The following is a 22,977-nucleotide window of genomic DNA, read 5'->3' on the forward strand; positions in this document are numbered from 1 at the left end:
ATGGTATCGAAGCGACTCTCACGGCTCGAAGGTCACCGCCGCAAATTCATGGCGGTAATCGACGGTACACCCGAATGCCAACGCGCCGTTCATTATGCCGGCCGGCGCGCGAAGAATTCCAATGGCGGGCTGGTGCTGCTCTACGTGATCCCGGATGGGGATTTCCAGCAATGGCTCGGCGTCGAAGAAATCATGCGGGCCGAAGCGCGTGAGGAGGCCGAGGCGGTGGTTGCCAAGATCGCCCAGATCGTGCGCGAGACCATCGGCATCGAGCCTGAGGTCGTCATCCGCGAGGGCGGTGCTGCCGAACAGATCAACGCCGTGATCGAGGAAGACCGCGATGTGGCGATCCTGGTTCTGGCCGCCGGTTCGGCAAAGGAAGGTCCAGGGCCGCTGGTCTCCTCGGTCGCCGGTCGCGCGGCGGCGTTTCCGATACCGGTCACCGTGCTGCCGGATACGTTGACCAACGAGGAAATCGATGCTCTCTGCTAGAGCATGATGCCGAAAACTGTGAGCGGTTTTCGGACGACATCATGCTCTAACTGTAGCATTTCTTGAGTACAAGTCTCTTGATTAGAGCCGTCAATCGGCTTATCTTCTTTTGAAGAATTCTAAAGACGGTCGAGACCATGGGCCGGCCGCATGGAGAACCAGATGTTCATTCAGACCGAAGCCACGCCGAACCCCGCCACGCAGAAGTTCCTGCCGGGCAAGGTGGTGATGGAAAACGGCACGGCCGAGTTCCGCAGCACTGAGGAGGCTCAAGCCTCGCCGCTCGCTGCCCGCCTGTTCGAAATATCAGGCGTTACCGGCGTCTATTTCGGCTATGATTTCATTTCCGTCTCCAAGGATAATGCCGACTGGCAGCATCTTAAGCCGGCTATATTAGGCTCGATCATGGAGCATTTCATGTCCGGCAAGCCGGTCATGGGCGATGCCTCCATCCTTTCCGAAGACGCCGATGCCGGCGACGAATTCTTCGACGAAGGCGATGAATCGATCGTGCTGACCATCAAGGAGCTTCTGGAGACGCGCGTGCGCCCGGCCGTTGCCCAGGATGGCGGCGACATCACCTTCCGCGGCTTCAAGGATGGCAAGGTCTATCTGAACATGAAGGGTTCCTGCGCCGGCTGCCCGTCTTCGACGGCAACGCTGAAGCACGGCGTCCAGAACCTGCTGCGCCATTTCGTTCCGGAAGTGCAGGAAGTGATTGCCGCTTAAAAATCCTGAATTCGTCCCGCCGTTCATCTCAGGTTCGGCCGAACGGATTTATCGATAGGCGACACTGGTTTATTCGGAAATTGATGGCATGATCATTCTGGCGCTCGACACGGCGGGTGTGGACTGCGCTGCCGCTGTCTATGACAGCGGCAGGGATACGGTGCTGGGGGAGGCATCGGACATGATCGGCAAGGGGCATGCTGAACATCTGATTGGTATCGTCGATCGCGCGCTCGATCAGGCGGGAGTGGCCCTTTCGGATATCGACCGCCTTGCCGTCACCATCGGTCCCGGCTCCTTTACCGGTATCCGCGTCGGCGTTGCCGCAGCCCGCGGTTTCGCGCTTTCCCTCAATGTGCCGGCCGTCGGCGTCACCACGCTCGAAGTCATGGCATCAGCCCAGCGCGACAAGACGCCTCATCGCGCCGTGTTGGCGGCGATGGATGCCAAGCGGGACGAAATCTACCTCCAATCCTTCGCGGCCGACGGTTCGCCCCTCGACGCGCCACGGGCAGTCGGCGTTGCGGAAGCGCAGGCATATGCTGCCGGCTTCGACGGCGAGATTATCGGTTCGGCGACGCCCCTCCTCAAGGCCGACGCCGGCGACGATCACACCAACAGATTCCCGATCTCCGTCGTGGCGCGCCTGGGCGCTGCCGCCTCCCCCGATGCCGGAAAGCCGAAGCCCCTTTATCTGCGCGGACCCGATGCCAAGCCGCAGGCCGGGTACGCGATTGCGCGACGAGTATGACGATGCTGGAAGCCTATCTGACGCTGAAACCGGAATTCGAGATCATCGCCATGGAGCGCGAGGATTGCCGCGATGTCGCCGTCCTGCACGGCGAGCGCTTCGCCCGGCCCTGGGGCGACGGTGAATTTCACGGCCTGCTGATGCAGGATACCGTCTTCGGCTTCGTCGCGCGCCAGACCAATGCCATCCTGAAAAAGCCGCTTCCGGGGTTCATCCTCGCCCGCCATGTCGCCGGCGAGGCGGAGATCCTGACCATTGCCGTGCAGGCGAAGGTCGCCCGTGCCGGGCTTGGCTGGCGGCTGATGCAGGCGGCGATGCGGGAAGCGCGGTCGCGCGGCGGCGAGAGCATGTTTCTCGAGGTCGACAACGGCAATACGGCAGCGCTTGGCCTCTACCGCAAGCTCGGCTTCGAAAAGGTCGGCGAACGTCAGGGTTACTACAAACAAGAAAACGGCGCCCTCTCCACGGCGCTTGTCATGAAGCGCGTTCTTCGGTAGTTCCCTGGCAGCGAGATAACATGCAGGCCGGCGCAAATGCCGTGCGGCGTTGTCGAAACACGAATATCTCTATAGGCCGGCGATGACTGATGTAGCCAAGACCCTTGAGGAGCTTTGCACCGAACGCGGCATGCGCATGACCGAGCAGCGCCGCGTGATCGCGCGCATCCTGGAAGACTCGGAAGACCATCCCGACGTCGAAGAACTCTACCGCCGCTCGGTGAAAGTCGATGCGAAGATCTCGATCTCGACCGTATATCGCACCGTGAAACTGTTCGAGGATGCCGGCATTATCGCCCGCCACGACTTCCGCGACGGGCGCTCGCGCTACGAAACGGTGCCGGAAGAACATCACGACCATCTCATCGACCTGAAGACCGGCACGGTCATCGAATTCCGCTCGCCGGAGATCGAGGCGCTGCAGGAGCGCATCGCCCGCGAGCACGGCTTCCGACTGGTCGACCACCGGCTGGAGCTCTATGGCGTTCCGCTGAAGAAAGAAGATCTCTGACGCAATGGCAGCCCGGGAGACCAGCATTTGATCGCCTGGTTGCGCATCGCCTTCGCCGCGGTCGTCATCCTTGCCGTCAGCATCGTATTCATGCCGCTGCAGGTGCTGGCGTTGCGTTTCGACTGGCGGCTGCGGCGCCGGCTTCCGCGCGTCTGGCACCGGATCGTCTGCTATTGTCTCGGCATCCGCGTCCGCGTCATGGGCAAGCTCGAAGACCGCCGGCCGCTGATGCTCTGCTCCAACCATTCCTCCTGGCTTGACATCATGGTGCTGTCGGCCGTTGCCGACGTCGCCTTCATCGCCAAGATCGAGGTCAGCGACTGGCCGATCTTCGGCACGCTTGCCAAGCTGCAGAAGAGCGTCTTCGTCGTGCGCGAGGAGCGGCGCAAGACCGGTCACCAGGCAAACGAGATCGCCGGGCGCATGGCAGACGGCGAGATCGTCGTGCTCTTCCCCGAAGGCACGACCTCGGACGGCAACCGGTTGCTCGAGGTCAAGTCCTCGCTGTTCGGCGCCGCCGCGATGGCGGTGCCTTATTCGCCGACGGGAACCGTCGTGGTGCAGCCGGTGGCGGTCGCCTATACCAGGGTGCACGGCATCGCCATGGGGCGCTATCACCGGCCGCTCGCCGCCTGGCCGGGTGATATCGAGCTGCTGCCGCACCTCCTCGACATCGTGCGCTGCGGCGCCATCGACGCCGAGGTTTCCTTCGGCGAGGCGGTCGATTATCGCGCCAAGACCAGCCGCAAGGAGGTGAGCGCGACGATCGCCTTGCGCATCCGCAACCTCCTGAACAGCCGCTTGCGCGGGCGAGAAATCTCCTGAAACAAGATTTCGATTTTCTCCGGCGGCAAAAACCACTAAATAGCGCGCCATGACACAGGACAGCGCCCTTCTCCAGGCCCCGGCGGCAATTCCCAGCGAGAGCCTCCGCGACGGCAGCAACAGCCGCAAGGTCTTCATCAAGACCTATGGCTGTCAGATGAACGTCTACGATTCGACGCGCATGAGCGATGCGCTCGCCCGCGATGGCTACGAGCCGACGGAAGATATGGAAGAGGCGGACCTCGTTCTCCTCAACACCTGCCATATCCGCGAGAAGGCGGCCGAGAAGGTCTATTCGGCGCTCGGGCGGCTGCGCGAGATGAAAAAGAAGAAGGCGGCGGACGGACGGGAGATGATGATCGGCGTTGCCGGCTGCGTCGCCCAGGCCGAAGGCGAGGAGATCCTGCGCCGCGCACCCGCCGTCGACGTCGTCATCGGCCCGCAGACCTATCATCGCCTGCCGGAGGCGCTACGCCTGGCCAAACAAGGCCAGCGCGTCGTCGACACCGAATATGCGATCGAGGACAAGTTCGAGCATCTGCCGATCGCCGAGAGCCGGAGGATCCGCGCCCGCGGCGTCACCGCTTTCCTGACGGTGCAGGAAGGCTGCGACAAATTCTGCACCTTCTGCGTCGTGCCCTATACACGCGGCTCGGAAGTGTCGCGGCCGGTTTCCCAGATCGTCGAGGAAGCCGAAAAGCTCGCCGACAGCGGGGTGCGCGAGATCACCCTGCTCGGGCAGAACGTCAACGCCTGGCACGGCGCCGGGAGCCATGGCGAGGCATGGAGCCTCGGCGACCTGCTCTACCGGCTGGCCGAGATCCCCGGCCTTGCGCGGCTGCGCTATACCACAAGCCATCCGCGCGACATGGACGACCGGCTGATCAATGCCCATCGCGACCTCAGCGCACTGATGCCCTATCTGCACCTGCCGGTACAATCGGGCTCGGACCGCATCCTGAAAGCGATGAACCGGCGCCACACGGCGGCCGAATATCTGGCGCTGATCGAGCGCATCCGCACGGTGCGGCCCGACATTGCGCTGTCGGGCGATTTCATCACCGGCTTTCCGGGGGAGACAGATGAGGATTTTAAGGATACATTGAGACTTGTGGAGGAGGTCCGTTATGCACAGGCCTTCTCGTTCAAATACTCGACACGGCCGGGCACGCCCGGCGCGGAGCTGAAGGACCAGGTGCCGGAAGAGATCAAGGCAGAACGGCTGGAACGCCTGCAAATGCTTCTTCTGAAGCAGCAGCAGGAATTTGCCGAATCCTGCATCGGCAAAGAGATCGACCTGTTGCTCGAAAAGCCCGGTCGCATGCCGGAACAACTAATCGGACGTTCTCCCTGGCTTCAATCAGTGAATGTTGATGCAAAAGCATCGCAAATCGGTGACATTATTAAAGTGCGAATCACAGGGACCGGAACAAACAGCCTGTTTGCCGAACGCGCAGAGGCTGCGGTCTAACCCAAGGAGCCCGACCGCTTGAACGGACAAGAATTGGTTTCTTCTTCACCGCGCCACCCCCGCACGCCGAGCGATACCAATCACTTCGTCCTGACGTTCGAGAACAACCGGTTCGCCAGCGAGCTCTTTGGTCAATTCGACCAAAACCTCAAGCTGCTCGAGCAACGGCTGAATATCGATGCGCGGGCACGCGGCAATTCGGTCGTCATCACCGGCGATATCGTGACCACCAATCAGGCGCGGCGCACGCTCGACTATCTCTATGAAAAACTTCAGAAAGGCGGCAGCGTGGAACGATCCGACGTCGAGGGTGCAATCCGCATGGCGGTCGCCGCCGACGATCAGCTCAGCCTGCCGACCATGGAGCGCAAGGCCAAGCTGACGATGGCGCAGGTTTCCACCCGCAAGAAGACGATCATCGCACGCACGCCAACCCAGGACGCCTATATCAGGGCGCTGGAACGCGCCGAGCTTGTCTTCGGCGTCGGCCCGGCCGGCACCGGCAAGACCTATCTCGCCGTCGCCCATGCCGCCCAGCTGTTGGAGCGCGGCGCGGTCGAAAAGATCATCCTGTCGCGCCCGGCCGTCGAGGCCGGCGAGCGCCTCGGCTTCCTGCCCGGGGACATGAAGGAAAAGGTCGATCCCTATCTTCGCCCGCTTTATGATGCGCTCTACGACATGATCCCTGCCGACAAGGTCGATCGGGCGATCACTGCCGGCGTCATCGAAATCGCGCCGCTCGCCTTCATGCGCGGCCGCACGCTCGCCAATGCCGCCATCATCCTCGACGAAGCGCAGAACACGACGTCGATGCAGATGAAGATGTTCCTGACGCGTCTCGGCGAAAATGCGCGGATGATCGTCACCGGCGACCCGAGCCAGATCGATCTGCCGCGCGGCGTCAAATCCGGCCTCGTCGAGGCCTTGCAGCTTCTGAACGGCGTCGAAGGCATCTCGATCGTGCGCTTCACGGATACCGACGTCGTCCGCCACCCGCTGGTCGGGCGCATCGTCAGGGCCTATGATTCCACGTATGCCGTCGCCGAAGACGTCAGCCGGCAGGGCTAATGGCCGAACTCGACATCCAGATCAGCGTCGAGGACATCGGCTGGCCCGGTGAAGAGACGCTGCTGTCGTTTTGCGAACGCGTGCTCGGCGCAGCAGTGGTCTATCTCCGCGACAGCGAGAAGCAGCCCTTCCCGACGATGCCGCCCGAGGTTTCGCTTGTTTTCACCGACGATGCCTCGATCCAGGACATCAATGCGGAATGGCGCGGCAAGGACAAGGCGACCAACGTGCTCTCCTTTCCGGCCTTTCCGGTTCAGCCCGGCAAGATGCCCGGCCCGATGCTCGGCGACATCATCATCGCCCGGGAGACGCTGGAGCGGGAAGCGGCCGAGCTCGAAAAGAGTTTCGACGACCACCTGACCCATCTTCTGGTGCACGGTTTCTTGCATCTTCTCGGCTACGACCATATGAATAGTGCCGAAGCCGAAATTATGGAGGGGCTGGAGACTCGCATTTTGGCCCAGCTCGGCCTATCTGATCCCTACGAGGGTCAAGACCTTAAAATGGAACCATGAGCGACTTTACGACGAAGCCGGCGGCAGACGCCAAGGACTCCGAGCCATCCTCCTCTTCGGACGAGGCAGGCAGTAGTAGTCGGCCATCCGGCCGATCGCAATCCTTCTGGTCGCGCGCCGCGCGCATCCTTCGCCCGCAGCAGGGCTCGCGACTGCGCGAGGATCTCGCCGACGCGCTGATGACCGATGCGGCCGGCGACGACGCCTTTTCGCCCGACGAACGGGCGATGCTCAACAACATCCTGCGCTTTCGCGAGGTTCGCGTCGCCGACGTGATGGTGCCGCGCGCCGATATCGAGGCGGTTGATCAGAACATCACCATCGGCGAACTGATGATCCTCTTCGAGGAATCCGGCCGCTCGCGCATGCCTGTCTATGCCGATACGCTCGACGATCCGCGCGGCATGGTCCATATCCGCGACCTGCTCTCCTATGTCGCCAAGCAGGCGCGCAACAAGCGCCGCGGCCCGACGAAACCGGCCGCTGTCGTGCCGGCGATCGAGGTTGCGCCCGAAAACATCCAGAAGACCACGCGTTCGGCCAAGCAGAATTTCGATCTCGCCCGCGTCGACCTGCAAAAGACGCTGGCCGAGGCCGGTATCATCCGCAAGATCCTGTTCGTGCCGCCGTCAATGCTGGCGTCCGACCTGTTGCGCCGGATGCAGGTGAACCGCACGCAGATGGCGCTCGTCATCGACGAATATGGCGGCACCGACGGGCTTGCCTCGCATGAAGACATCGTCGAAATGGTGGTCGGCGACATCGACGACGAACATGACGATGAAGAGGTGATGTTCAAGCGCGTCGCCGAGGACATGTTCATCGCCGACGCCCGCGTCGAGTTGGAAGAGATCGCCCAAGCGATCGGGCCGGATTTCGACATCAGCGAGCAGGTCGACGAGGTCGATACGCTGGGCGGCCTGATCTTCTCCGCACTCGGCCGCATTCCGGTGCGCGGCGAGGTCGTCCAGGCGTTGCCGGGCTTCGAATTCCACATCCTCGACGCCGACCCGCGCCGCATCAAGCGGCTGCGCATCACCCGCAAGCGCCACGCGATCCGCCGCCGCGCCAAGGCGGATGGCGGCTCCGAGACCGGCGACGATCGGCCGGCGAAATCGACCGCCAACTGACAGGACCCAACTGACGGGACAAAGAGCCGCTTTTTTGAAAGACTGCGGATGGGTTGATTCGCGGTTTGATGGGAGTGCGCATGGAGCGGCTTGCGGACAGGGTTATCCTCGTCTGGGGTTTCAAACGGTCGCTGCTGGCCATCGCCGCCGGGGCATTCGCGGTTCTGGCGCTGCCGCCCATCGGCTTTTTCGCGGCGATGTTCGTTTCCTTCACCCTGCTCATCTGGCTGATCGACGGGGCGGCGGCTTCGCCTGAAAGCGGCCTGATCGGCAGGCTGTGGCCGGCGTTTGCCACCGGCTGGCTGTTCGGCTTCGGCTATTTCGTCGCCGGCCTCTGGTGGCTCGGCCATGCGCTGCTGGTCGATCAGGAAGAATTTGCCTGGGCGCTGCCGCTGGCAATCCTCGGGCTGCCGGCCTGTCTTGCGATCTTCTACGGCCTGGCGGCCGCTCTTGCCCGCATCGTCTGGTCTGATGGCATGGGGCGGATCGCCGCGCTTGCGGCAGGCTTCGGGCTGATGGAATGGCTTCGAAGCGTGATCCTCACCGGCTTTCCCTGGAACGCCATCGGCTACGGCTTCATGCCGGTTCCGCTGATGATGCAGTCGGCGCATGTGATCGGGGCGATGGGCGTGACGGCCCTTGCCGTCTTCGTCTTTTCTGCGCCTGCCCTTGCCGGGACGCGGCAAGGGGCACGGACGGGTATCGCGCTCGCCGTCCTGCTCTTTGCTGCCCATCTCGGTTATGGCGCTTATGCTCTCCATCTCGCGCCGCGGCCGGACGCATTGCCTGAGGACAAGCGGCAGATGGTGCGGCTGGTGCAGCCGGCGATCGACCAGACAGAGAAAATGGATAACGACGTCGACCGCGCCGCGATCTTCGAGACGCATCTGAAGCTGTCGGCCGAAGCGCCGAAGAATGGCGGGCGCAAGCCCGATATCATCGTCTGGCCGGAAACTGCAATCCCCTTCATCCTGACCGACAATCAGGATGCGCTGACGCGGATTGCCGATACGCTCGACGACAATCAGATCCTGATCGCCGGCGCCGTTCGCGCCGAGGAGATGGGACCAGGCACGCCGCCGCGCTACTATAATTCCATCTACGTGATCGATGGCCGCGGCCAGATCATCGCCGCCTCCGACAAGGTGCATCTGGTGCCCTTCGGCGAATATCTGCCCTTCGAGGACGTGCTCACCGAATTCGGCATCCAGAACGTCGTCGAGATTCCGGGCGGCTTTTCGGCCGCGGCAAGCCGGCACTTGCTGACGCTGCCCGGCGGGCTCAATCTCTATCCGCTGATCTGCTACGAGATCATTTTTCCCGGCGAAATGACCGGTGACATAAAAGACGCCAACGCGATCCTCAATATCACCAATGATGCCTGGTTCGGCACGACGCCCGGCCCCTACCAGCATTTCCAGCAGGCGCGGGTACGGGCTGTTGAAACCGGCCTGCCGCTGATTCGCGACGCCAATAGCGGCATTTCAGCGCTGGTGAATGCGCATGGGGAAATTATTGCGGGCCTCGATCTTGGAGAAACCGGCTTCGTCGATGCAACGCTCGATAGCATCAGCGATGGAGTCGGAACGACATTTCCCCGGCAAACATACTTCTGGTTGACCGAGGCGCTGCTGATTTTGATTGCGCTAATTTCTCGCAGAGGTTTTATTTCCGGGTTGAATTGACCAAAAACCCCTAAAATTGCATAGTGATGTCAATCGGCGTTCTTAACGTATGTTTGAAGGTGGGTTCCTCACCGCTTGCAACGTGGCGTTTTGGGATGGATCAGGGGCATGCCGGTTAGAAACAGGTTGAAATTCTTAGCTAGGGCACGACCATGATTGAAAACAAGAAGAAGCCAAATCCGATCGACATCCATGTTGGCAGCCGTATTCGCCTCCGCCGTACAATGCTGGGCATGAGCCAGGAAAAGCTTGGCGAAAGCCTTGGCATCACCTTCCAGCAGATCCAGAAATACGAAAAGGGCACCAACCGCGTTGGCGCAAGCCGCCTGCAGAATATCTCGAACATCCTCAATGTTCCGGTGTCGTTTTTCTTCGAGGACGCGCCCGGCGAACATTCCAGTGCCGGCGGCGGCATGGAAGCCTCCAGCTCGAATTACGTCGTCGATTTCCTGTCGTCCTCGGAAGGACTGCAGCTCAATCGCGCCTTCGTCAAGATTTCCGATCCCAAGGTTCGCCGCAAGGTCGTGGAGCTGGTGAAAGCCTTGGCCGCTGAAGCCGACGCCGACTGAACCACGACCAATGCAGAATTCGAAAGGCGGTCGAAAGGCCGCCTTTTTTGCGTTTTTGGGGCAAAATTTGTCACTTTGCCGCAGATATAAAGATATATTTATGTCCTTCTGCGCTTGTCATCGGCCCTCGAACTGAGTACCTACTAGGTGGCTTTTATTCTTTGAGGGGAATCCCGAAATGCGCGCGAATTATCTCTTTACCAGCGAGTCCGTTGCCGAAGGTCATCCGGACAAGGTCTGTGACCGCATCTCCGACGAGATCGTCGATCTGGTCTACCGCGAAGCGGCCAAGACCGGCGTCAATCCATGGGGCGTGCGCATTGCCTGCGAAACGCTGGCAACGACCAACCGCGTCGTCATCGCCGGTGAGGTCCGCCTGCCGCCGAGCCTGATGAAGAAGGACAAGGATGGCAAGGACGTCATCAATCCTTCGAAGTTCAAGGCCGCCGCCCGCCGCGCCATCAAGGATATCGGCTATGAGCAGGACGGCTTCCATTGGAAGAAGGCAAAGATCGACGTGCTCTTGCACTCGCAGTCGGCCGACATCGCGCAGGGCGTCGACAGCGCCGCCGACCAGCAGGGCGACGAGGGCGCCGGCGACCAGGGCATCATGTTCGGTTATGCCTGCCGCGAAACGCCGGACCTGATGCCGGCCCCGATCTATTATTCCCATAAGATCCTGCAACTGCTCGCAGTTGCCCGCAAGAAGGGCGACGGCGAAGTCGCCAAGCTCGGCCCCGACGCCAAGAGCCAGGTGACCGTGCGTTACGTCGACGGCAAGCCGTCGGAAGCAACCTCGATCGTGCTTTCGACCCAGCATCTCGACGAGAGCTGGGATTCGAACAAGGTCCGCGCCGTCGTCGAGCCCTATATCCGCGAAGCGCTCGGCGAGCTGAAGATCGCCGACGATTGCAAGTGGTACATCAACCCGACCGGTAAGTTCGTCATCGGCGGACCGGACGGCGATGCGGGCCTGACCGGCCGCAAGATCATCGTCGATACCTACGGCGGTGCCGCTCCGCATGGCGGCGGCGCATTCTCCGGCAAGGACACGACGAAGGTCGACCGTTCGGCCGCCTATGCCGCCCGCTATCTTGCCAAGAACGTCGTCGCCGCCGGTCTTGCCGACCGCTGCACGATCCAGATCTCCTACGCGATCGGCGTCGCCCAGCCGCTGTCGATCTATGTCGATCTGCATGGCACCGGCAAGGTTACCGAGGATCAGATCGAAGCGGCTATCCGCAAGAACATGGACCTTTCGCCGACCGGTATCCGCCGCCATCTCGACCTCAACAAGCCGATCTATGCCAAGACCTCTGCTTATGGCCATTTCGGCCGCAAGGCCGGCCGCGACGGCTCGTTCTCCTGGGAGCGTACCGACCTCGTGAAGGCGCTCAAGGAAAGCGTGAAGGCCTGAGATAAAGCATGACGGATATGGAACGCCGCGGCCGGGCGACCGAAGCCTTCTTCGGTCGCCGCAAGGGCAAGGCCCTGCGCGAACAGCAGGCCGAGACGCTGAACAGTCTGTTGCCGGCATTCCTGATCGATCTCTCGGCGGCTCCCCCGGAGCCGCTGACTTCCCTCTTCCCGGTTCCGGTCGAAAGATTGCGGCTGGAAATTGGTTTCGGCGGCGGCGAGCACCTGATCCACCGCGCGCTGGAGACGTCTTCGACCGGCTTCATCGGTGTCGAACCCTTCGTCAATTCCATGCAGAAGCTGTTGTCGCGCATCGGCGAGACGGGTGCCTCCAATATCCGCGTCTATAATGACGACGCGACGCAGCTGCTCGACTGGCTGCCGGACGGCTCACTCGATCAGATCGATCTGCTCTATCCCGATCCCTGGCCGAAGCGGAAGCACTGGAAGCGGCGTTTCGTCTCGAAAACCAATCTCGACCGCTTTCATCGCGCGCTGAAGCCCGGCGGCCTGTTCTGCTTCGCCTCCGACATCGACACCTATGTAAACTGGACGCTGATCAAATGCCGCGACCATGGCGGTTTCGACTGGATCGCCGACAATGCTGCCGATTGGCTGACGCCCTATGAGGGCTGGCCGAGCACACGTTACGAGGCCAAGGCGCGGCGCGAGGGCCGGTCTTCGGCCTATCTGACCTTCAGGAAGGTCTGAGGCTGCCGGCAAGTCGGCGAACGCGCACGTGATGTTATTCGGCGCGAACAATCGCGTGGAACGCTGGCCTGACGGATTTCCGTGCTGAAGGATCTAAGTTTAGCGGTGGTTGGGGCCGTATACAGTCAGATAGCTGGTTGGAACGCGATCGCTGGCAACCCCTGGGCCTTCCATCTCTGCTGGGTCATAAAATAGACCGTTTTCCGCGTCGTAAAGCATGAAGTGATCCCCCTGAACGTGGACGATGGCAACCCCCTGGATATCGCTCCATCGACTGGTTTTGATCGGGGCTTCGTTAGACAATCCGATCTCCGCCAACACGCCGCAAAGATCGTTCCAGGTTGTATAATGCGCCGATTTATCGCCCCAATCGATCATGGCGGCCACATCGTCGTAGCACATGCCGGTGAGCATCTGCAGAACAAAGACCCCGCATCCATCGTCTCTCGGGCATTGCGTGTGAAATGGAAATCGATTTGGCTGCGATTGGTTCAATGCAAGCTCCTTTCGTCGCCGACCAAGAACAAGCCAACGCGGAATACATGCACTCGTCGTAGCATGAAAGGCACCCGTCTCGAACAGATGGCCGCTATTGGCGGCGCAAGAAGACGTCGCCCACGGCAGCTTTCTGATGAAGAGACGAATTCAGATTTGAGGTAAGCGCTGTTAGGTTCGCACCTTGACTACGATGCTTTATGCCGTTTCGAATAGGGTCGCCTTGTCGTGAGGACACCTTCGCGTCAACGGGCTTATTACACTCATTCTGCAGGAATTTAGTCGCTTCAACAAACTGGAAGGTGGGTGTTTCAGCTATGGGATTTCGCCTCGATATGAGCAAGCAATTACTCGGATCGTATTTCCACCAAGACTTTTTGGACGAATTTGGGAGTGAGCAGGCCGCATTTTCCGCAATCCGCGACCATGAATGCGTATCGTTGCCTATCGTGACCGAAGAACTGAAGGGTCTTCTTGAGAGCCGGATTGATGAACAGCAACTTGGCGAACTTCTTTTCAGCCAGATTGGAGTATATTTCGATCCCGCGTCACGGGGCTGTACTTCTAGGGAGTGGATTGAGCATGCCATTGCGGAGCTAAATCGTTCCGAATGACCGGTTTGGGCAGACAGAAGCTTTTGGGCACATATTACCCTGCCGGGTAATTCCACGGCAGGAGACCCTCAATCTGGCTCTGCTTGTGGCCGTTAACGATGGCCGTGAGCGTGGCAGTCAGATAGGCCAGCGGATCGACGGCGTTCAGCTTGCAGGTCTCGATGAGCGAGGCGATGATCGCCCAATTCTCTGCTCCAGCGTCATGCCCCGCAAATAGAGCATTCTTCCGATTAAGCGCTATCGGCCTAATGGTTCGCTCGACGCTGTTGTTGTCGATCTCGACACGGCCGTCAGTCAGGAATATGCAAAGGCCATCCCAATATTTGGCGATATAGGCGAGAGCTTCTCCGAGCGGCGACTTGCCAGCGACGCGGGCACGATGCTGAGTGAACCAAGTTCGCATGTCGACGACCAATGGCGCTGATCGTTCCTGCCTAACAACTAGGCGAGCTTCGGAGGATAGACCGCGCAACTCGGCTTCGATGCGATATAGCTCACCGATCCGCCTCACGCCTTCCTCAGCAATCGGCGCTGAGCCGGTGCTGGTGATCTCCACCAGCTTGCGCCGGGCATGTGCCCAACAATAGGCAAGCTGGATATCTGGACCGACGCGCTGTGGTGCGATCAAGCGATTATATCCGGCATAACCGTCGACCTGCAGAACGCCGGAGAAGCCCTGCAATATCCGTTCGGCATGAAGTCCCCCGCGACCAGGCGCATAGGTGAAGGCCACGCCCGGCGGAGCACTGCCATTCCATGGCCGATCATCACGCGCCAAGGCCCAGAAGTAGCCGGTCTTGGTTTTACGGGAGCCGGGATCAAGCACCGGAGCACGGGTCTCGTCCATGAAGAGCTTGGATGAGCGCTTCAGGTCGGCAATCAGCGCATCGAAGACGGGACGCAATTCATATGCTGCCCGGCCGACCCAGTCGGCGAGCGTTGAGCGGTCGAGATCGATGCCTTGACGACTCATGATCTGGGTCTGCCGATAAAGCGGAAGGTGATCGGCATATTTGGAGACCAGCACATGGGCGACGGTCGCTTCGGTCGGTAGTCCTGCCTGGATCAGGCGTGCCGGAGCCGGGGCCTGAACGACACCGTCGGTGCAGGAACGGCACGCATACTTGGGGCGACGAGTAACGATGACGCGGAACTGCGCCGGGATCACATCGAGCCGCTCGGCCACATCCTCGCCGATGCGATGCAGGCAACCACCGCAGGCGCAGACCAGGCTTTCCGGCTCGATCACCTCCTCCACGCGGGAAAGATGTTTTGGAAGAGAGCCGCGATTGGTCGCGCGGGGCTTGCTAATCCTGTTTCCAGCAGGACCGTCAGCCTCATCCTCGGCATGGATCACAGCCATGGCCGTTTCCAGGTCTTCCTGCGCCAGATCAAAACTGGTCGGGATCGCTCTTCTCGGACTTGCGCCCGAAGGCTGCCGCTTGAAGGCCGCGACCAGCTTCTCGATCCGCTCATCCTTGCGGGCAATCTGGGCGTCTTTGCCTGCCTCGCGTGCCTGCGCCGCGATCAGCATCGCCTTCAGGGCAGCAAGATCATCGGGAAGATCGGTGGCGTCAAACATGGCCGGAATATACCAAAACCCAACCCGTTTCGCCTTCGGAATCTGTCGTGCTGAGTCATCGTGCCGCAGCTATTCGATGGCCTCCGGCGTTCTCGTCTTGACGGCATGAACCCGCCGCCAATCGAGGCCCGCAAACAGCGCTTCGAATTGGGCGTGGGGCAGCGTCATCAGTCCATCCTTGATGCTGGGCCAGGTAAAGGTGTTTTCCTCCAGCCTCTTGTAGGCCAGCACAATCCCGCTGCCATCCCAGTAGATCAGTTTCAGCCGATCTGCCTTGCGCGACCGGAACACGAAGACTGCTCCGGTGAACGGGTCCTTGTGCAGTTCGTTCTTCACCAGCGCCGCCAATCCGTCATGCCCCTTGCGGAAGTCGACTGGCTTGGTCGCCACCATGATCCGCACGCGGCTCGTTGGAAAGATCATGACGATGCCGCCAACCCACGCGCAATGGCCACGATCCGGGCTGCCGAAGCCCCTTCCTCAAGGCGGATGGTGACAGGCCCGACGACAATCTCGGCGCAGGAGGTCTGCTTGGCGGCTGGCGGTTCCAGAGTGCCAATCTGTGAGGGCGTCTCGACAACCATCGCCGCGAATTCGACCGCATCCTCCGGCTCAGGCAAAACCAGCTTGCCCTGCCGCGCAAGTGTTCGCCAGGAGGACAGGTGGTTGGCCTTCAGCCCGTGGCGTACCGCTACTTCGTTCACCGTCACGCCCGGTCGCAAGCTCTCCGAAACGATCCGTCCCTTTAACTCGTCCGGCCATTGGCGATGAGCCTCACGTCGGCTCCGCCGCGTCGTGAGAACCTCCAGCGTAGTGTCCATGGAGAAACTCCTTGTCGCTCGTCCATGGAACCTCGATCACAGATCAGGCGACAGCGGGCAATGTGGAGGCAGAACACCGGTTACGATTTGAGGTCGATTCGATCCGAAATGATCCGGCTCCAAGGTCGACAACGACAACAAACCGAACTGAAGGCGCTGCGCCCTCACTTGCGACGCGTAGAGTTCCGCCGTTGGACCGGTTGCCAATAGCGCTCACGCGACTATTTTCTGTGCTGGCCAGCCTCCTCTCAATGGAAGAGAGAAAATGACCGGGAGCAAGTCATGTGCCGAAATATAAAACCCCTGTTCAATTTCGATCCGCCAGCGACGGACGACGAGATCCACGATGCCGCGCTCCAGTTCGTCCGCAAGGTGAGCGGAACGACCAAACCATCGAAGCGCAATGAGGTCGCATTCGAGCACGCGGTCAGTTCGATCGCGGCATGCGCCCGCGAGCTGCTCGATTCGCTGGAAACGTCTCAACCTCCTCGTGATCGCGAAGAGGTAGCGGCAAAGGCGCGCGCGAGAACGGCGGTCCGGTTCGCGTAAGAGAGCCCGTCAGGAGATCTCAATCAAGCCTCGAGTGGCCTACCTGACGGCTTTCGGCCCATACTCACCGTCGCACAATCTGCTAGAGCGATCTAATGTTGGCGACCAATCCGTACGAGTTTCGCAGAGCAACCCTGGATGATCTCGCTTTAATGAAGGCGTGGCGGTCGAACCCGCATGTCCTGGAATGGTGGGGTTCTGGTGAGCCGTATGGTGAAGCAGAACTGATTGACCCTCGGGTGGCTCGCTGGATCATTTCAATTAACGAACGACCATTTGCGTTCTTGCAGGACTACACGGTCCACGGATGGGAAGATCACCATTTTGCCAGCCTTCCCAAAGGGTCGCGGGGAATTGATCAATATATCGGAGACCCCCAAATGGTCGGCGTTGGACATGGTTCAGCGTTTATCGGAATGAGGATGCAGGCTCTTTTCGATGAGGGCGCACCTGTGATCGCGACCGATCCGCATCCAGACAATGAACGGGCGATAGCCGTCTATAAGAAGTTGGGGTTCGAACCGTCTGGACCACCCCAAGAGACCGGATGGGGTTTGATCTTACCAATGCTGGCGACGCGGTAAGCAGAATGGATGCAACAGCAGCAAAGTCTGCATAGTTGCCATAGCTCTATAAGGCTGGTGCAGTTGCTACCGAATCCTGGATTTTCAAAGTCATCGCACACAAGGCGTCGAAAGAGCTACGCACATATGTCGCGACATCCGTCCCGACCGCAGCGAAATCGAATAGAGCGACCGCGCACCGCAAGCAGTGAAACGTAGCAGACGGCCTTGACGGTCAGTGCAGGCTGACCGTCTTCAATTCGTCCTCGGCAGCCTTGAAGAAGGTGCTGGAGCGGTTGTCCGTCAAAAGGATCGGCGTGCCGTCGGCGCCGAAGAGTGCCCAGAGATCGACATTCGGATCGATATCCGGCGCCTCGGGAAAGCACTTGGCGACCTCATCGGTGCGCATTTTTCTGATATAGGCGACCTCGCCGTTGCCGATGTGGGCAAGCTCGGATTTGGTCAAGTGAGACGTGGCTTCTTTCATCAACATTCCTGTTCCTCCGGGAGAAGGGACCAACGGTTCGACAAACCGTTGTGCTACTGTGAGACCGAAATGTTAATTTTCTTGACCATGCGCGCGGGTTCCGGACGAATTAGATCGACGGAGAGCAGACCGTTCTTCAGGGCCGCACCCAGCACCTGCATGCCGTCGGCAAGAACGAAGGTGCGCTGGAACTGACGGGCGGCGATGCCGCGATAAAGATAGTCCCGCTCGCCGTGTTCGACCTGGCGGCCGCGGATCACAAGCTGGTTCTCCTCAATGGAGACATCGAGTTCCTCCTCGCTGAAGCCGGCCACGGCAAGGGTAATGCGCAGACGTTCCGGCGCGCCGGTGTCGGCGGCGATGCGTTCGATATTATAGGGCGGATATCCGTCACTCGCCTTGGAAATGCGCTCCAGCGTCTTTTCCATGGCATCGAAACCCAGAAGCAGCGGGCTGGCGAAAGGGGTAATGCGGCTCATCTCTTTTCAAGTCCTTGATGCAAGCGACCATCCCGGACCTTAAGGGCAGCATCCGGATGCCGCTAATATGGGGAGAGGAGCCCGACGCTGCAAGGCATGGGGCGCGACGTGCCGGCGTCGGCCTCTCAATTTAAGGCGGTGGCGTCAGGCTCTTTCCTTGACAAAGCGTCTGCTGCCTCGCATCAAAACATGCCCGCGCGGAATGTGCTGATTTGTGACGGGACGTGAAGAAATCGGTGCATGCCCGATAACACGCAGTGCGAGGATGGAACGATCGGAATGGCAAGCGCAAGAAAGATCATCATCGACACGGATCCCGGCCAGGACGACGCGGCCGCCATCATGCTTGCCTTCGGCAGTCCCGATGAGCTGGAGGTTCTGGGGATCACCACGGTCGCCGGCAACGTGCCGCTTTCGCTCACCAGCCGCAATGCGCGGATCGTCTGCGAGCTCTGCGGCCGGACGGAGACCAAGGTTTTCGCCGGCGCCGACGCACCGATCGCCCGCAAGCTGGTGACGGCCGAACATGTGCACGGCAAGACCGGCCTCGACGGTCCTGATCTCAGCGAACCGACGATGGCGCTGCAGCCCGGCCATGCCGTCGACTTCATTATCGAGACGCTGCGCCGCGAGCCGGAAGGCACGGTGACGCTGTGTACGCTCGGGCCGCTCACCAATATCGGCATGGCCTTCCAGAAGGCGCCCGACATCGTCCCCCGCATCCGCGAGCTGGTGATGATGGGCGGCGGCTTCTTCGAGGGCGGCAACATCACGCCGGCAGCCGAATTCAACATCTATGTCGATCCCGAGGCCGCCGATATTGTCTTCCGCTCAGGCGTTCCGATCGTGATGATGCCGCTTGACGTGACGCATCAATTGCTGACCCGCAAGGACCGGGTGAAGCGCATGGCCGAAATCGGCACGGCGCCGGCAAAGGCCATGGTCGAGATGCTGGAATTCTTCGAGCGGTTCGACATCGAGAAATACGGTTCCGACGGCGGACCGCTGCACGACCCGACCGTTGTCGCCTACCTGCTGAAGCAGGAGCTTTTCCAGGGCCGGGACTGCAATGTCGAGATCGAGGTCCAGTCCGAACTTACCGTCGGCATGACGGTCGTCGACTGGTGGCACGTGACCGAGCGCAAGCGCAATGCCAGGGTCATGCGCCATGTCGATGCGGACGGCTTCTTCGATCTGCTGATCGAACGCTTCGCCCGCATCTAAAACTTCGATTTCCCTTCCTCGCGAGGAGGAAAGGAAACGATCTCAGGCGTCTTTTTCGTCGAAGACAGAGTTGGTTTCGGCTTCGGCCGGCTTCGGACCGCCCTTGGCGACACCGACCATGGCCGGGCGCAGCACGCGCTCGCCAATGGTGAAGCCGGCCTGCACGACCTGGACGACCGTGTTATTCGGCACGTCCGGGTTCGGCACCTCGAACATCGCCTGATGGAAATTCGGATCGAACTTCTGGCCGACCGGCTCCAGCTTGCGAACGCCATGGCGCTCGAGAGCCGACAGCATGGCGCGCTCGGTCATCTCGACACCCTCGATCAGCGTGCTCAGGCCGGCATCGGCCGCAGCCCTGGTCTCCGGAGGGATGGCATCGAGCGCGCGACGCAGATTGTCGGACACGGCGAGCATGTCGCGCGCAAAGCCGGCGACGGAATAGGACTTGGCATCCTTCACTTCGCGCTCGGTGCGGCGGCGCAGATTGTCCATCTCGGCAGCAAGGCGCAGATAGCGGTCACGCAGTTCGCCGTTTTCGGCTTTCAGAAGCTCGATCGGGTCCGGCTGGGCGGGCTCTTGCTGCGCAGTTTCGTTCTCGACGTAGGCGGCAGCGTCGGCTGCGGCATCGGCCGCAGTTGCGTCAGGTCCGTTTTTCGTCGTGTCATCGGTCATGACGGTCTCCGGTTGGTGTCTTCAGATGCGCCCGATATCGAGGTTTGACCGAAAAAAATCAAGTCTGCGTGACAAAGAAGCGAAAATTCCGCGTGACTGATAGCTGCGCGTCAAAGCTGATTGCGCGAAAGGCGGGAGACGAGCTGGGCTGTGTAGTCCACCATCGGCACGATGCGCGAATAATTGAGCCGCGTCGGGCCGATGACGCCGACGGCACCGACGATGCGATCGTCGTCGTCACGATAGGGCGCGACGATGAGCGACGAGCCGGACAGCGAGAAGAGCTTGTTTTCCGAACCGATGAAGATGCGCACGCCCGAACCGCTTTCGGCGAGATTGAGGATCTCGATCAGGCTGTCCTTCTTCTCGAGATCGTCGAACAGCAGGCGCAGCCGGTCGAGATCCTCGGCGCCGGCGAGGCCTTCGAGCAGGTTGGCGCGGCCGCGGATGATCAGCTGCGTGGGCTTTCCCTCGTCCGGGCTGCCGGCCCAGACAGCAATGCCGCGCTCGACCAGATCGCGTGACAGGGCATCGAGCTCGTGACGGACGTCGTCCTTCAACCGGCTTAACTGTTTGCGAAGCTCCGGCAGGGTCTGGCCGGACATATGGGCATTGAGAAAATTCGCAGCTTCCGTCAGCTGCGAGGAGGTGACGCCCGCCGGCAGCTCGATGATGCGATTTTCCACCTGATCATGGTCGCCGACGAGCACGGCCAGCGCCTTTGTCGGTTCGAGCCGGATGAACTCGACATGTTTCAGCACCGGATCGCTTTTCGAGGTGATGACGAGGCCGGCGCCGCGCGAAATGCCGGATAACATGCGGCTTGCCTCGTTCATCATCGATTCGACGGGATTGCCGCCACTTTCGACCCGCACCTGGCGGTCGATGTTGGCGCGCTCCTCGGCCGAGAGATCGCCGACCTGCATGAAGGCGTCGACGAAGAAGCGCAGGCCGATCTGGGTCGGCAACCGGCCGGCGCTGACATGCGGCGAATAGATCAGGCCGAGCTCTTCGAGATCGCTCATGACATTGCGCACCGAGGCCGGCGACAGCGACATCGGCAGGATACGGGACAGGTTGCGTGAACCGAGCGGCTCGCCGCTTTCCAGATAACCTTCGACGATGCGACGAAAAATTTCCCTGGAGCGCTCGTCCAGCGCAGCTACGGCATCCGAAACCGACGTCGACCTGATGCCCATGAAGCTTTCGAACCCGTGCTGATGATACTTCCCGAAAAGTAAGTCAAACTCACACCCGTGGCAAAAGGGAATTTGCAAATGAGCGCCGCCAATCGTAGAAGCGGTCAAATAAACCCCAGGAGATAAGAATGCGGCCTTCAGGCAGAAAAATCGACCAGATGCGCAAGGTCTCGTTCGAGCGCAATTTTTCCAAGCATGCGGAAGGCTCCTGCCTGGTGAAGTTCGGCGACACGCATGTGCTCTGCACGGCGAGCCTCGAAGAAAAGACGCCGCCATGGCTGCGCAATACCGGCAAGGGCTGGGTCACGGCCGAATACGGCATGCTGCCGCGGGCGACCGGCGAACGCATGAAGCGCGAAGCCGCCGCCGGCAAGCAGGGCGGCCGCACCCAGGAAATCCAGCGGCTGATCGGTCGGTCGCTGCGCGCCGTCGTCGACCTGCAGGCGCTCGGCGAGCGGCAGATCACGCTCGATTGCGACGTCATCCAGGCCGATGGCGGCACGCGGACCGCCTCGATCACCGGTGGCTGGATCGCGCTTTACGACTGCCTGAAATGGATGGAAAGCCGCAACATGATCAAGGTCGACCGGGTCCTCAAGGATCACGTCGCCGCCATCTCCTGCGGTATCTTCGCCAGCCAGCCGGTGATCGATCTCGATTACCTCGAGGATTCCTCGGCCGAGACCGATGCGAATTTCGTCATGACGGGCACCGGCGGGATCGTCGAGATCCAGGGCACGGCCGAAGGCACGCCGTTCAGCGAGGGCGAATTCACCTCGCTGATGCAGCTTGCCAGGAACGGCATCGGCGAACTCGTGGCGCTGCAGAAGCAAGCCGTCGAAGGATGAACCCCATGCTGGAAGGCATGTTGGAAACAGCGCTCTATGCGCGGGATCTCGATAAGGCCGAGACGTTCTACGAAGACGTTCTCGGGCTTGAAAAGATCGCCCGCGCCGCCAACCGGCATGTCTTCTTCCGCTGCGGTCCGGGCGTTCTCCTGATCTTCAATCCCGAGGAAACGGTAAAGCCGCCAGCGTCTGAAGCACTGCAGGTGCCGCCGCACGGCACGAGCGGCCAGGGCCATGCCTGTTTCCGGGTGTCCGGCCGCAATATCGATGCCATGGCCGAGCGGCTGACCGCGGCGGGCGTTGCGATCGAATCCGAAGTGCACTGGCCGAACGGCGGCCGTTCGATCTATTTCCGCGATCCTGATGGCAACAGCCTGGAATGCGCGGAGGCTAAAATCTGGGGCATCGAACAGGATATCTGAATGCGCAAGCTTGAAACGAAGACCATCGTCGTCGCCAGCCACAATGCCGGCAAGATCCGCGAGATCCAGGAATTGATCGGGCCGCTCGGCTTCACCGCCAAATCGGCCGCCGAGCTGAATTTCGTCGAACCGGATGAGACGGGCACGAGCTTCGAGGAGAATGCGACGATCAAGGCGGTCGCCTCGGCCAATGCCGCCGGCATGCCGGCGCTGTCGGACGATTCCGGGCTGGTGGTCGATGCACTCGGCGGCGATCCCGGTGTCTACACCGCCAATTGGGCGGAGAGGGCAGACGGCACGCGCGATTTCGACATGGCGATGGCCAAGGTGGAAAAGGCGCTGCAGGACGCGGGCGCGACAAAGCCGGAACAGCGCACGGCGCGTTTCATCAGCGTGCTCTGCCTTGCCTGGCCGGATGGGCATACGGAGCTGTTTCGCGGCGAGGTGGAAGGCAGCGTCGTCTGGCCGCCGCGCGGCACGCAGGGCTTCGGCTACGATCCGGTCTTCCAGCCCGAGGGCTACGACATCACCTTCGGCGAAATGAGCGGCGAGGAAAAACACGGCTGGAACGTCGGCAAGCCGCAAGCGCTGTCGCACCGTGCCCGCGCCTTCAAACTCTTTGTCGAAACCTGCCTGGAGGCATAGAGTC

General features: G+C 60.9%; 29 protein-coding genes. 21 read left to right on the forward strand and 8 right to left on the reverse strand.

Annotated elements, in window-relative coordinates:
• From G9X67_RS23665 to G9X67_RS23730, 14 genes are all read left to right on the forward strand, one after another.
• Positions 1–492, forward strand: a complete 492-nt coding sequence (locus G9X67_RS23665; protein ID WP_003544884.1) for a universal stress protein — start codon at positions 1–3, stop codon at positions 490–492.
• A 162-nt stretch (positions 493–654) separates the two neighbouring features.
• The gene (locus tag G9X67_RS23670; RefSeq protein ID WP_012755783.1) at positions 655–1,221 is read left to right on the forward strand and encodes a NifU family protein; all 567 of its coding nucleotides are present in this window, start codon (positions 655–657) and stop codon (positions 1,219–1,221) included.
• An 88-nt stretch (positions 1,222–1,309) separates the two neighbouring features.
• On the forward strand, positions 1,310–1,972 hold the full coding sequence (tsaB, locus tag G9X67_RS23675) for a tRNA (adenosine(37)-N6)-threonylcarbamoyltransferase complex dimerization subunit type 1 TsaB (protein ID WP_138332296.1): 663 nt from the start codon (positions 1,310–1,312) through the stop codon (positions 1,970–1,972).
• Complete coding sequence (locus G9X67_RS23680) at positions 1,969–2,469, forward strand: N-acetyltransferase (protein ID WP_003556053.1); 501 nt, start codon at positions 1,969–1,971, stop codon at positions 2,467–2,469. Before tsaB ends, G9X67_RS23680 begins: the two co-directional genes overlap by 4 nt.
• An 82-nt stretch (positions 2,470–2,551) precedes the next feature.
• Positions 2,552–2,980: a Fur family transcriptional regulator gene (locus G9X67_RS23685; protein ID WP_003544875.1), complete on the forward strand. Its 429-nt coding sequence runs from the start codon at positions 2,552–2,554 to the stop codon at positions 2,978–2,980.
• A gap of 27 nt (positions 2,981–3,007) precedes the next feature.
• The gene (locus G9X67_RS23690) at positions 3,008–3,805 is read left to right on the forward strand and encodes a 1-acyl-sn-glycerol-3-phosphate acyltransferase (protein ID WP_138332295.1); all 798 of its coding nucleotides are present in this window, start codon (positions 3,008–3,010) and stop codon (positions 3,803–3,805) included.
• Positions 3,806–3,854: 49 nt separating this feature from the next.
• Complete coding sequence (gene miaB, locus G9X67_RS23695; protein WP_138332294.1) at positions 3,855–5,276, forward strand: tRNA (N6-isopentenyl adenosine(37)-C2)-methylthiotransferase MiaB; 1,422 nt, start codon at positions 3,855–3,857, stop codon at positions 5,274–5,276.
• Positions 5,277–5,294: 18 nt separating this feature from the next.
• Positions 5,295–6,344 (forward strand): PhoH family protein, encoded by a 1,050-nt coding sequence (locus G9X67_RS23700; protein ID WP_003544862.1) that lies wholly within the window; start codon positions 5,295–5,297, stop codon positions 6,342–6,344.
• Positions 6,344–6,859 (forward strand): rRNA maturation RNase YbeY, encoded by a 516-nt coding sequence (ybeY, locus tag G9X67_RS23705; protein ID WP_029873916.1) that lies wholly within the window; start codon positions 6,344–6,346, stop codon positions 6,857–6,859. Before G9X67_RS23700 ends, ybeY begins: the two co-directional genes overlap by 1 nt.
• Entirely contained in the window at positions 6,856–7,989 is a 1,134-nt protein-coding gene (locus tag G9X67_RS23710; protein ID WP_138332292.1) for a hemolysin family protein, read from the forward strand. The genes ybeY and G9X67_RS23710 overlap by 4 nt, the downstream gene beginning before the upstream one ends.
• 80 nt (positions 7,990–8,069) lie before the next feature.
• Positions 8,070–9,674, forward strand: a complete 1,605-nt coding sequence (gene lnt, locus G9X67_RS23715) for an apolipoprotein N-acyltransferase (RefSeq protein WP_171599832.1) — start codon at positions 8,070–8,072, stop codon at positions 9,672–9,674.
• Between the two features lie 152 nt (positions 9,675–9,826).
• Positions 9,827–10,243, forward strand: coding sequence for a helix-turn-helix domain-containing protein (locus G9X67_RS23720; RefSeq protein ID WP_003544853.1), 417 nt, complete (start codon positions 9,827–9,829; stop codon positions 10,241–10,243).
• A gap of 178 nt (positions 10,244–10,421) precedes the next feature.
• On the forward strand, positions 10,422–11,660 hold the full coding sequence (metK, locus tag G9X67_RS23725; RefSeq protein ID WP_018485328.1) for a methionine adenosyltransferase: 1,239 nt from the start codon (positions 10,422–10,424) through the stop codon (positions 11,658–11,660).
• Positions 11,661–11,668: 8 nt separating this feature from the next.
• The gene (locus G9X67_RS23730; protein ID WP_138332290.1) at positions 11,669–12,370 is read left to right on the forward strand and encodes a tRNA (guanosine(46)-N(7))-methyltransferase TrmB; all 702 of its coding nucleotides are present in this window, start codon (positions 11,669–11,671) and stop codon (positions 12,368–12,370) included.
• Between the two features lie 99 nt (positions 12,371–12,469).
• Here G9X67_RS23730 and G9X67_RS23735 read toward each other — a convergent pair whose 3' ends face one another.
• The gene (locus tag G9X67_RS23735) at positions 12,470–12,865 is read right to left on the reverse strand and encodes a hypothetical protein (protein ID WP_246697901.1); all 396 of its coding nucleotides are present in this window, start codon (positions 12,863–12,865) and stop codon (positions 12,470–12,472) included.
• 335 nt (positions 12,866–13,200) lie between these two features.
• On the opposite strand from G9X67_RS23735, the gene G9X67_RS23740 reads away from it, so the two are divergent.
• Complete coding sequence (locus tag G9X67_RS23740) at positions 13,201–13,479, forward strand: contact-dependent growth inhibition system immunity protein (RefSeq protein WP_171599833.1); 279 nt, start codon at positions 13,201–13,203, stop codon at positions 13,477–13,479.
• Positions 13,480–13,513: 34 nt separating this feature from the next.
• Here G9X67_RS23740 and G9X67_RS23745 read toward each other — a convergent pair whose 3' ends face one another.
• The 3 genes from G9X67_RS23745 to G9X67_RS23755 all read right to left on the reverse strand — a co-directional run bounded on the left by G9X67_RS23745 (position 13,514) and on the right by G9X67_RS23755 (position 15,882).
• The gene (locus G9X67_RS23745; RefSeq protein WP_138332288.1) at positions 13,514–15,061 is read right to left on the reverse strand and encodes an IS66 family transposase; all 1,548 of its coding nucleotides are present in this window, start codon (positions 15,059–15,061) and stop codon (positions 13,514–13,516) included.
• A gap of 69 nt (positions 15,062–15,130) precedes the next feature.
• Positions 15,131–15,490 carry an IS66 family insertion sequence element accessory protein TnpB gene (tnpB, locus tag G9X67_RS23750; protein ID WP_138332287.1) on the reverse strand — a complete coding sequence of 120 codons (360 nt, stop codon included), beginning with the start codon at positions 15,488–15,490 and terminating at the stop codon, positions 15,131–15,133.
• Positions 15,481–15,882 carry a transposase gene (locus tag G9X67_RS23755; protein ID WP_171599834.1) on the reverse strand — a complete coding sequence of 134 codons (402 nt, stop codon included), beginning with the start codon at positions 15,880–15,882 and terminating at the stop codon, positions 15,481–15,483. The genes tnpB and G9X67_RS23755 overlap by 10 nt, the downstream gene beginning before the upstream one ends.
• Before the next feature lie 282 nt (positions 15,883–16,164).
• On the opposite strand from G9X67_RS23755, the gene G9X67_RS23760 reads away from it, so the two are divergent.
• Positions 16,165–16,431 (forward strand): DUF2277 domain-containing protein, encoded by a 267-nt coding sequence (locus G9X67_RS23760; protein ID WP_011650185.1) that lies wholly within the window; start codon positions 16,165–16,167, stop codon positions 16,429–16,431.
• Between the two features lie 95 nt (positions 16,432–16,526).
• The gene (locus tag G9X67_RS23765) at positions 16,527–17,015 is read left to right on the forward strand and encodes a GNAT family N-acetyltransferase (protein WP_138332285.1); all 489 of its coding nucleotides are present in this window, start codon (positions 16,527–16,529) and stop codon (positions 17,013–17,015) included.
• Positions 17,016–17,229: 214 nt separating this feature from the next.
• On the opposite strand, the gene G9X67_RS23770 is transcribed toward G9X67_RS23765, so the two are convergent.
• Both G9X67_RS23770 and G9X67_RS23775 read right to left on the reverse strand, forming a co-directional pair.
• Positions 17,230–17,487 carry a DUF1150 family protein gene (locus tag G9X67_RS23770; protein ID WP_003544838.1) on the reverse strand — a complete coding sequence of 86 codons (258 nt, stop codon included), beginning with the start codon at positions 17,485–17,487 and terminating at the stop codon, positions 17,230–17,232.
• Between the two features lie 47 nt (positions 17,488–17,534).
• Positions 17,535–17,960, reverse strand: coding sequence for an Hsp20 family protein (locus G9X67_RS23775; RefSeq protein ID WP_138332284.1), 426 nt, complete (start codon positions 17,958–17,960; stop codon positions 17,535–17,537).
• 279 nt (positions 17,961–18,239) lie between these two features.
• Between G9X67_RS23775 and G9X67_RS23780 the strand changes: the two genes are divergently transcribed.
• On the forward strand, positions 18,240–19,184 hold the full coding sequence (locus tag G9X67_RS23780) for a nucleoside hydrolase (RefSeq protein WP_138332283.1): 945 nt from the start codon (positions 18,240–18,242) through the stop codon (positions 19,182–19,184).
• Between the two features lie 42 nt (positions 19,185–19,226).
• Here the strand turns inward: G9X67_RS23780 and grpE are convergent, their stop codons facing one another.
• Together grpE and hrcA are read right to left on the reverse strand one after the other, a co-directional pair.
• Entirely contained in the window at positions 19,227–19,859 is a 633-nt protein-coding gene (grpE, locus tag G9X67_RS23785; protein ID WP_065281958.1) for a nucleotide exchange factor GrpE, read from the reverse strand.
• Between the two features lie 110 nt (positions 19,860–19,969).
• On the reverse strand, positions 19,970–21,058 hold the full coding sequence (gene hrcA, locus G9X67_RS23790) for a heat-inducible transcriptional repressor HrcA (protein ID WP_003544833.1): 1,089 nt from the start codon (positions 21,056–21,058) through the stop codon (positions 19,970–19,972).
• Positions 21,059–21,186: 128 nt separating this feature from the next.
• Between hrcA and rph the strand changes: the two genes are divergently transcribed.
• Genes rph through rdgB form a run of 3 tightly spaced genes read left to right on the forward strand, consistent with a single transcriptional unit; the run spans position 21,187 to position 22,973 of the window.
• Positions 21,187–21,906, forward strand: coding sequence for a ribonuclease PH (gene rph, locus G9X67_RS23795; protein ID WP_011650181.1), 720 nt, complete (start codon positions 21,187–21,189; stop codon positions 21,904–21,906).
• Complete coding sequence (locus G9X67_RS23800) at positions 21,903–22,328, forward strand: VOC family protein (protein ID WP_138332282.1); 426 nt, start codon at positions 21,903–21,905, stop codon at positions 22,326–22,328. Before rph ends, G9X67_RS23800 begins: the two co-directional genes overlap by 4 nt.
• The gene (gene rdgB / locus G9X67_RS23805) at positions 22,329–22,973 is read left to right on the forward strand and encodes an RdgB/HAM1 family non-canonical purine NTP pyrophosphatase (RefSeq protein WP_129417677.1); all 645 of its coding nucleotides are present in this window, start codon (positions 22,329–22,331) and stop codon (positions 22,971–22,973) included.
• Positions 22,974–22,977: the final 4 nt, after the last annotated feature.

Origin of the sequence: Rhizobium sp. WYCCWR 11152 (genome assembly GCF_013087615.1) — a bacterium.
GTDB lineage: Bacteria > Pseudomonadota > Alphaproteobacteria > Rhizobiales > Rhizobiaceae > Rhizobium > Rhizobium indicum.

Excerpts from the sequence above, each read along its gene's own strand:
- rph (WP_011650181.1), top strand. The coding sequence starts at position 21,187 with ATGCGGCCTTCAGGCAGAAAAATCGACCAGATGCGCAAGGTCTCGTTC.
- tsaB (WP_138332296.1), top strand. The coding sequence starts at position 1,310 with ATGATCATTCTGGCGCTCGACACGGCGGGTGTGGACTGCGCTGCCGCT.
- miaB (WP_138332294.1), top strand. The coding sequence starts at position 3,855 with ATGACACAGGACAGCGCCCTTCTCCAGGCCCCGGCGGCAATTCCCAGC.
- G9X67_RS23740 (WP_171599833.1), top strand. The coding sequence starts at position 13,201 with ATGAGCAAGCAATTACTCGGATCGTATTTCCACCAAGACTTTTTGGAC.
- G9X67_RS23730 (WP_138332290.1), top strand. The coding sequence starts at position 11,669 with ATGACGGATATGGAACGCCGCGGCCGGGCGACCGAAGCCTTCTTCGGT.
- G9X67_RS23685 (WP_003544875.1), top strand. The coding sequence starts at position 2,552 with ATGACTGATGTAGCCAAGACCCTTGAGGAGCTTTGCACCGAACGCGGC.
- grpE (WP_065281958.1), bottom strand. The coding sequence starts at position 19,859 with ATGACCGATGACACGACGAAAAACGGACCTGACGCAACTGCGGCCGAT.
- G9X67_RS23765 (WP_138332285.1), top strand. The coding sequence starts at position 16,527 with ATGTTGGCGACCAATCCGTACGAGTTTCGCAGAGCAACCCTGGATGAT.
- G9X67_RS23760 (WP_011650185.1), top strand. The coding sequence starts at position 16,165 with ATGTGCCGAAATATAAAACCCCTGTTCAATTTCGATCCGCCAGCGACG.
- G9X67_RS23710 (WP_138332292.1), top strand. The coding sequence starts at position 6,856 with ATGAGCGACTTTACGACGAAGCCGGCGGCAGACGCCAAGGACTCCGAG.
- G9X67_RS23780 (WP_138332283.1), top strand. The coding sequence starts at position 18,240 with ATGGCAAGCGCAAGAAAGATCATCATCGACACGGATCCCGGCCAGGAC.
- G9X67_RS23720 (WP_003544853.1), top strand. The coding sequence starts at position 9,827 with ATGATTGAAAACAAGAAGAAGCCAAATCCGATCGACATCCATGTTGGC.
- G9X67_RS23770 (WP_003544838.1), bottom strand. The coding sequence starts at position 17,487 with ATGTTGATGAAAGAAGCCACGTCTCACTTGACCAAATCCGAGCTTGCC.
- G9X67_RS23800 (WP_138332282.1), top strand. The coding sequence starts at position 21,903 with ATGAACCCCATGCTGGAAGGCATGTTGGAAACAGCGCTCTATGCGCGG.
- G9X67_RS23745 (WP_138332288.1), bottom strand. The coding sequence starts at position 15,061 with ATGTTTGACGCCACCGATCTTCCCGATGATCTTGCTGCCCTGAAGGCG.
- G9X67_RS23775 (WP_138332284.1), bottom strand. The coding sequence starts at position 17,960 with ATGAGCCGCATTACCCCTTTCGCCAGCCCGCTGCTTCTGGGTTTCGAT.
- G9X67_RS23670 (WP_012755783.1), top strand. The coding sequence starts at position 655 with ATGTTCATTCAGACCGAAGCCACGCCGAACCCCGCCACGCAGAAGTTC.
- lnt (WP_171599832.1), top strand. The coding sequence starts at position 8,070 with ATGGAGCGGCTTGCGGACAGGGTTATCCTCGTCTGGGGTTTCAAACGG.
- G9X67_RS23680 (WP_003556053.1), top strand. The coding sequence starts at position 1,969 with ATGACGATGCTGGAAGCCTATCTGACGCTGAAACCGGAATTCGAGATC.
- ybeY (WP_029873916.1), top strand. The coding sequence starts at position 6,344 with ATGGCCGAACTCGACATCCAGATCAGCGTCGAGGACATCGGCTGGCCC.
- G9X67_RS23665 (WP_003544884.1), top strand. The coding sequence starts at position 1 with ATGGTATCGAAGCGACTCTCACGGCTCGAAGGTCACCGCCGCAAATTC.
- G9X67_RS23755 (WP_171599834.1), bottom strand. The coding sequence starts at position 15,882 with ATGGACACTACGCTGGAGGTTCTCACGACGCGGCGGAGCCGACGTGAG.
- rdgB (WP_129417677.1), top strand. The coding sequence starts at position 22,329 with ATGCGCAAGCTTGAAACGAAGACCATCGTCGTCGCCAGCCACAATGCC.
- metK (WP_018485328.1), top strand. The coding sequence starts at position 10,422 with ATGCGCGCGAATTATCTCTTTACCAGCGAGTCCGTTGCCGAAGGTCAT.
- hrcA (WP_003544833.1), bottom strand. The coding sequence starts at position 21,058 with ATGGGCATCAGGTCGACGTCGGTTTCGGATGCCGTAGCTGCGCTGGAC.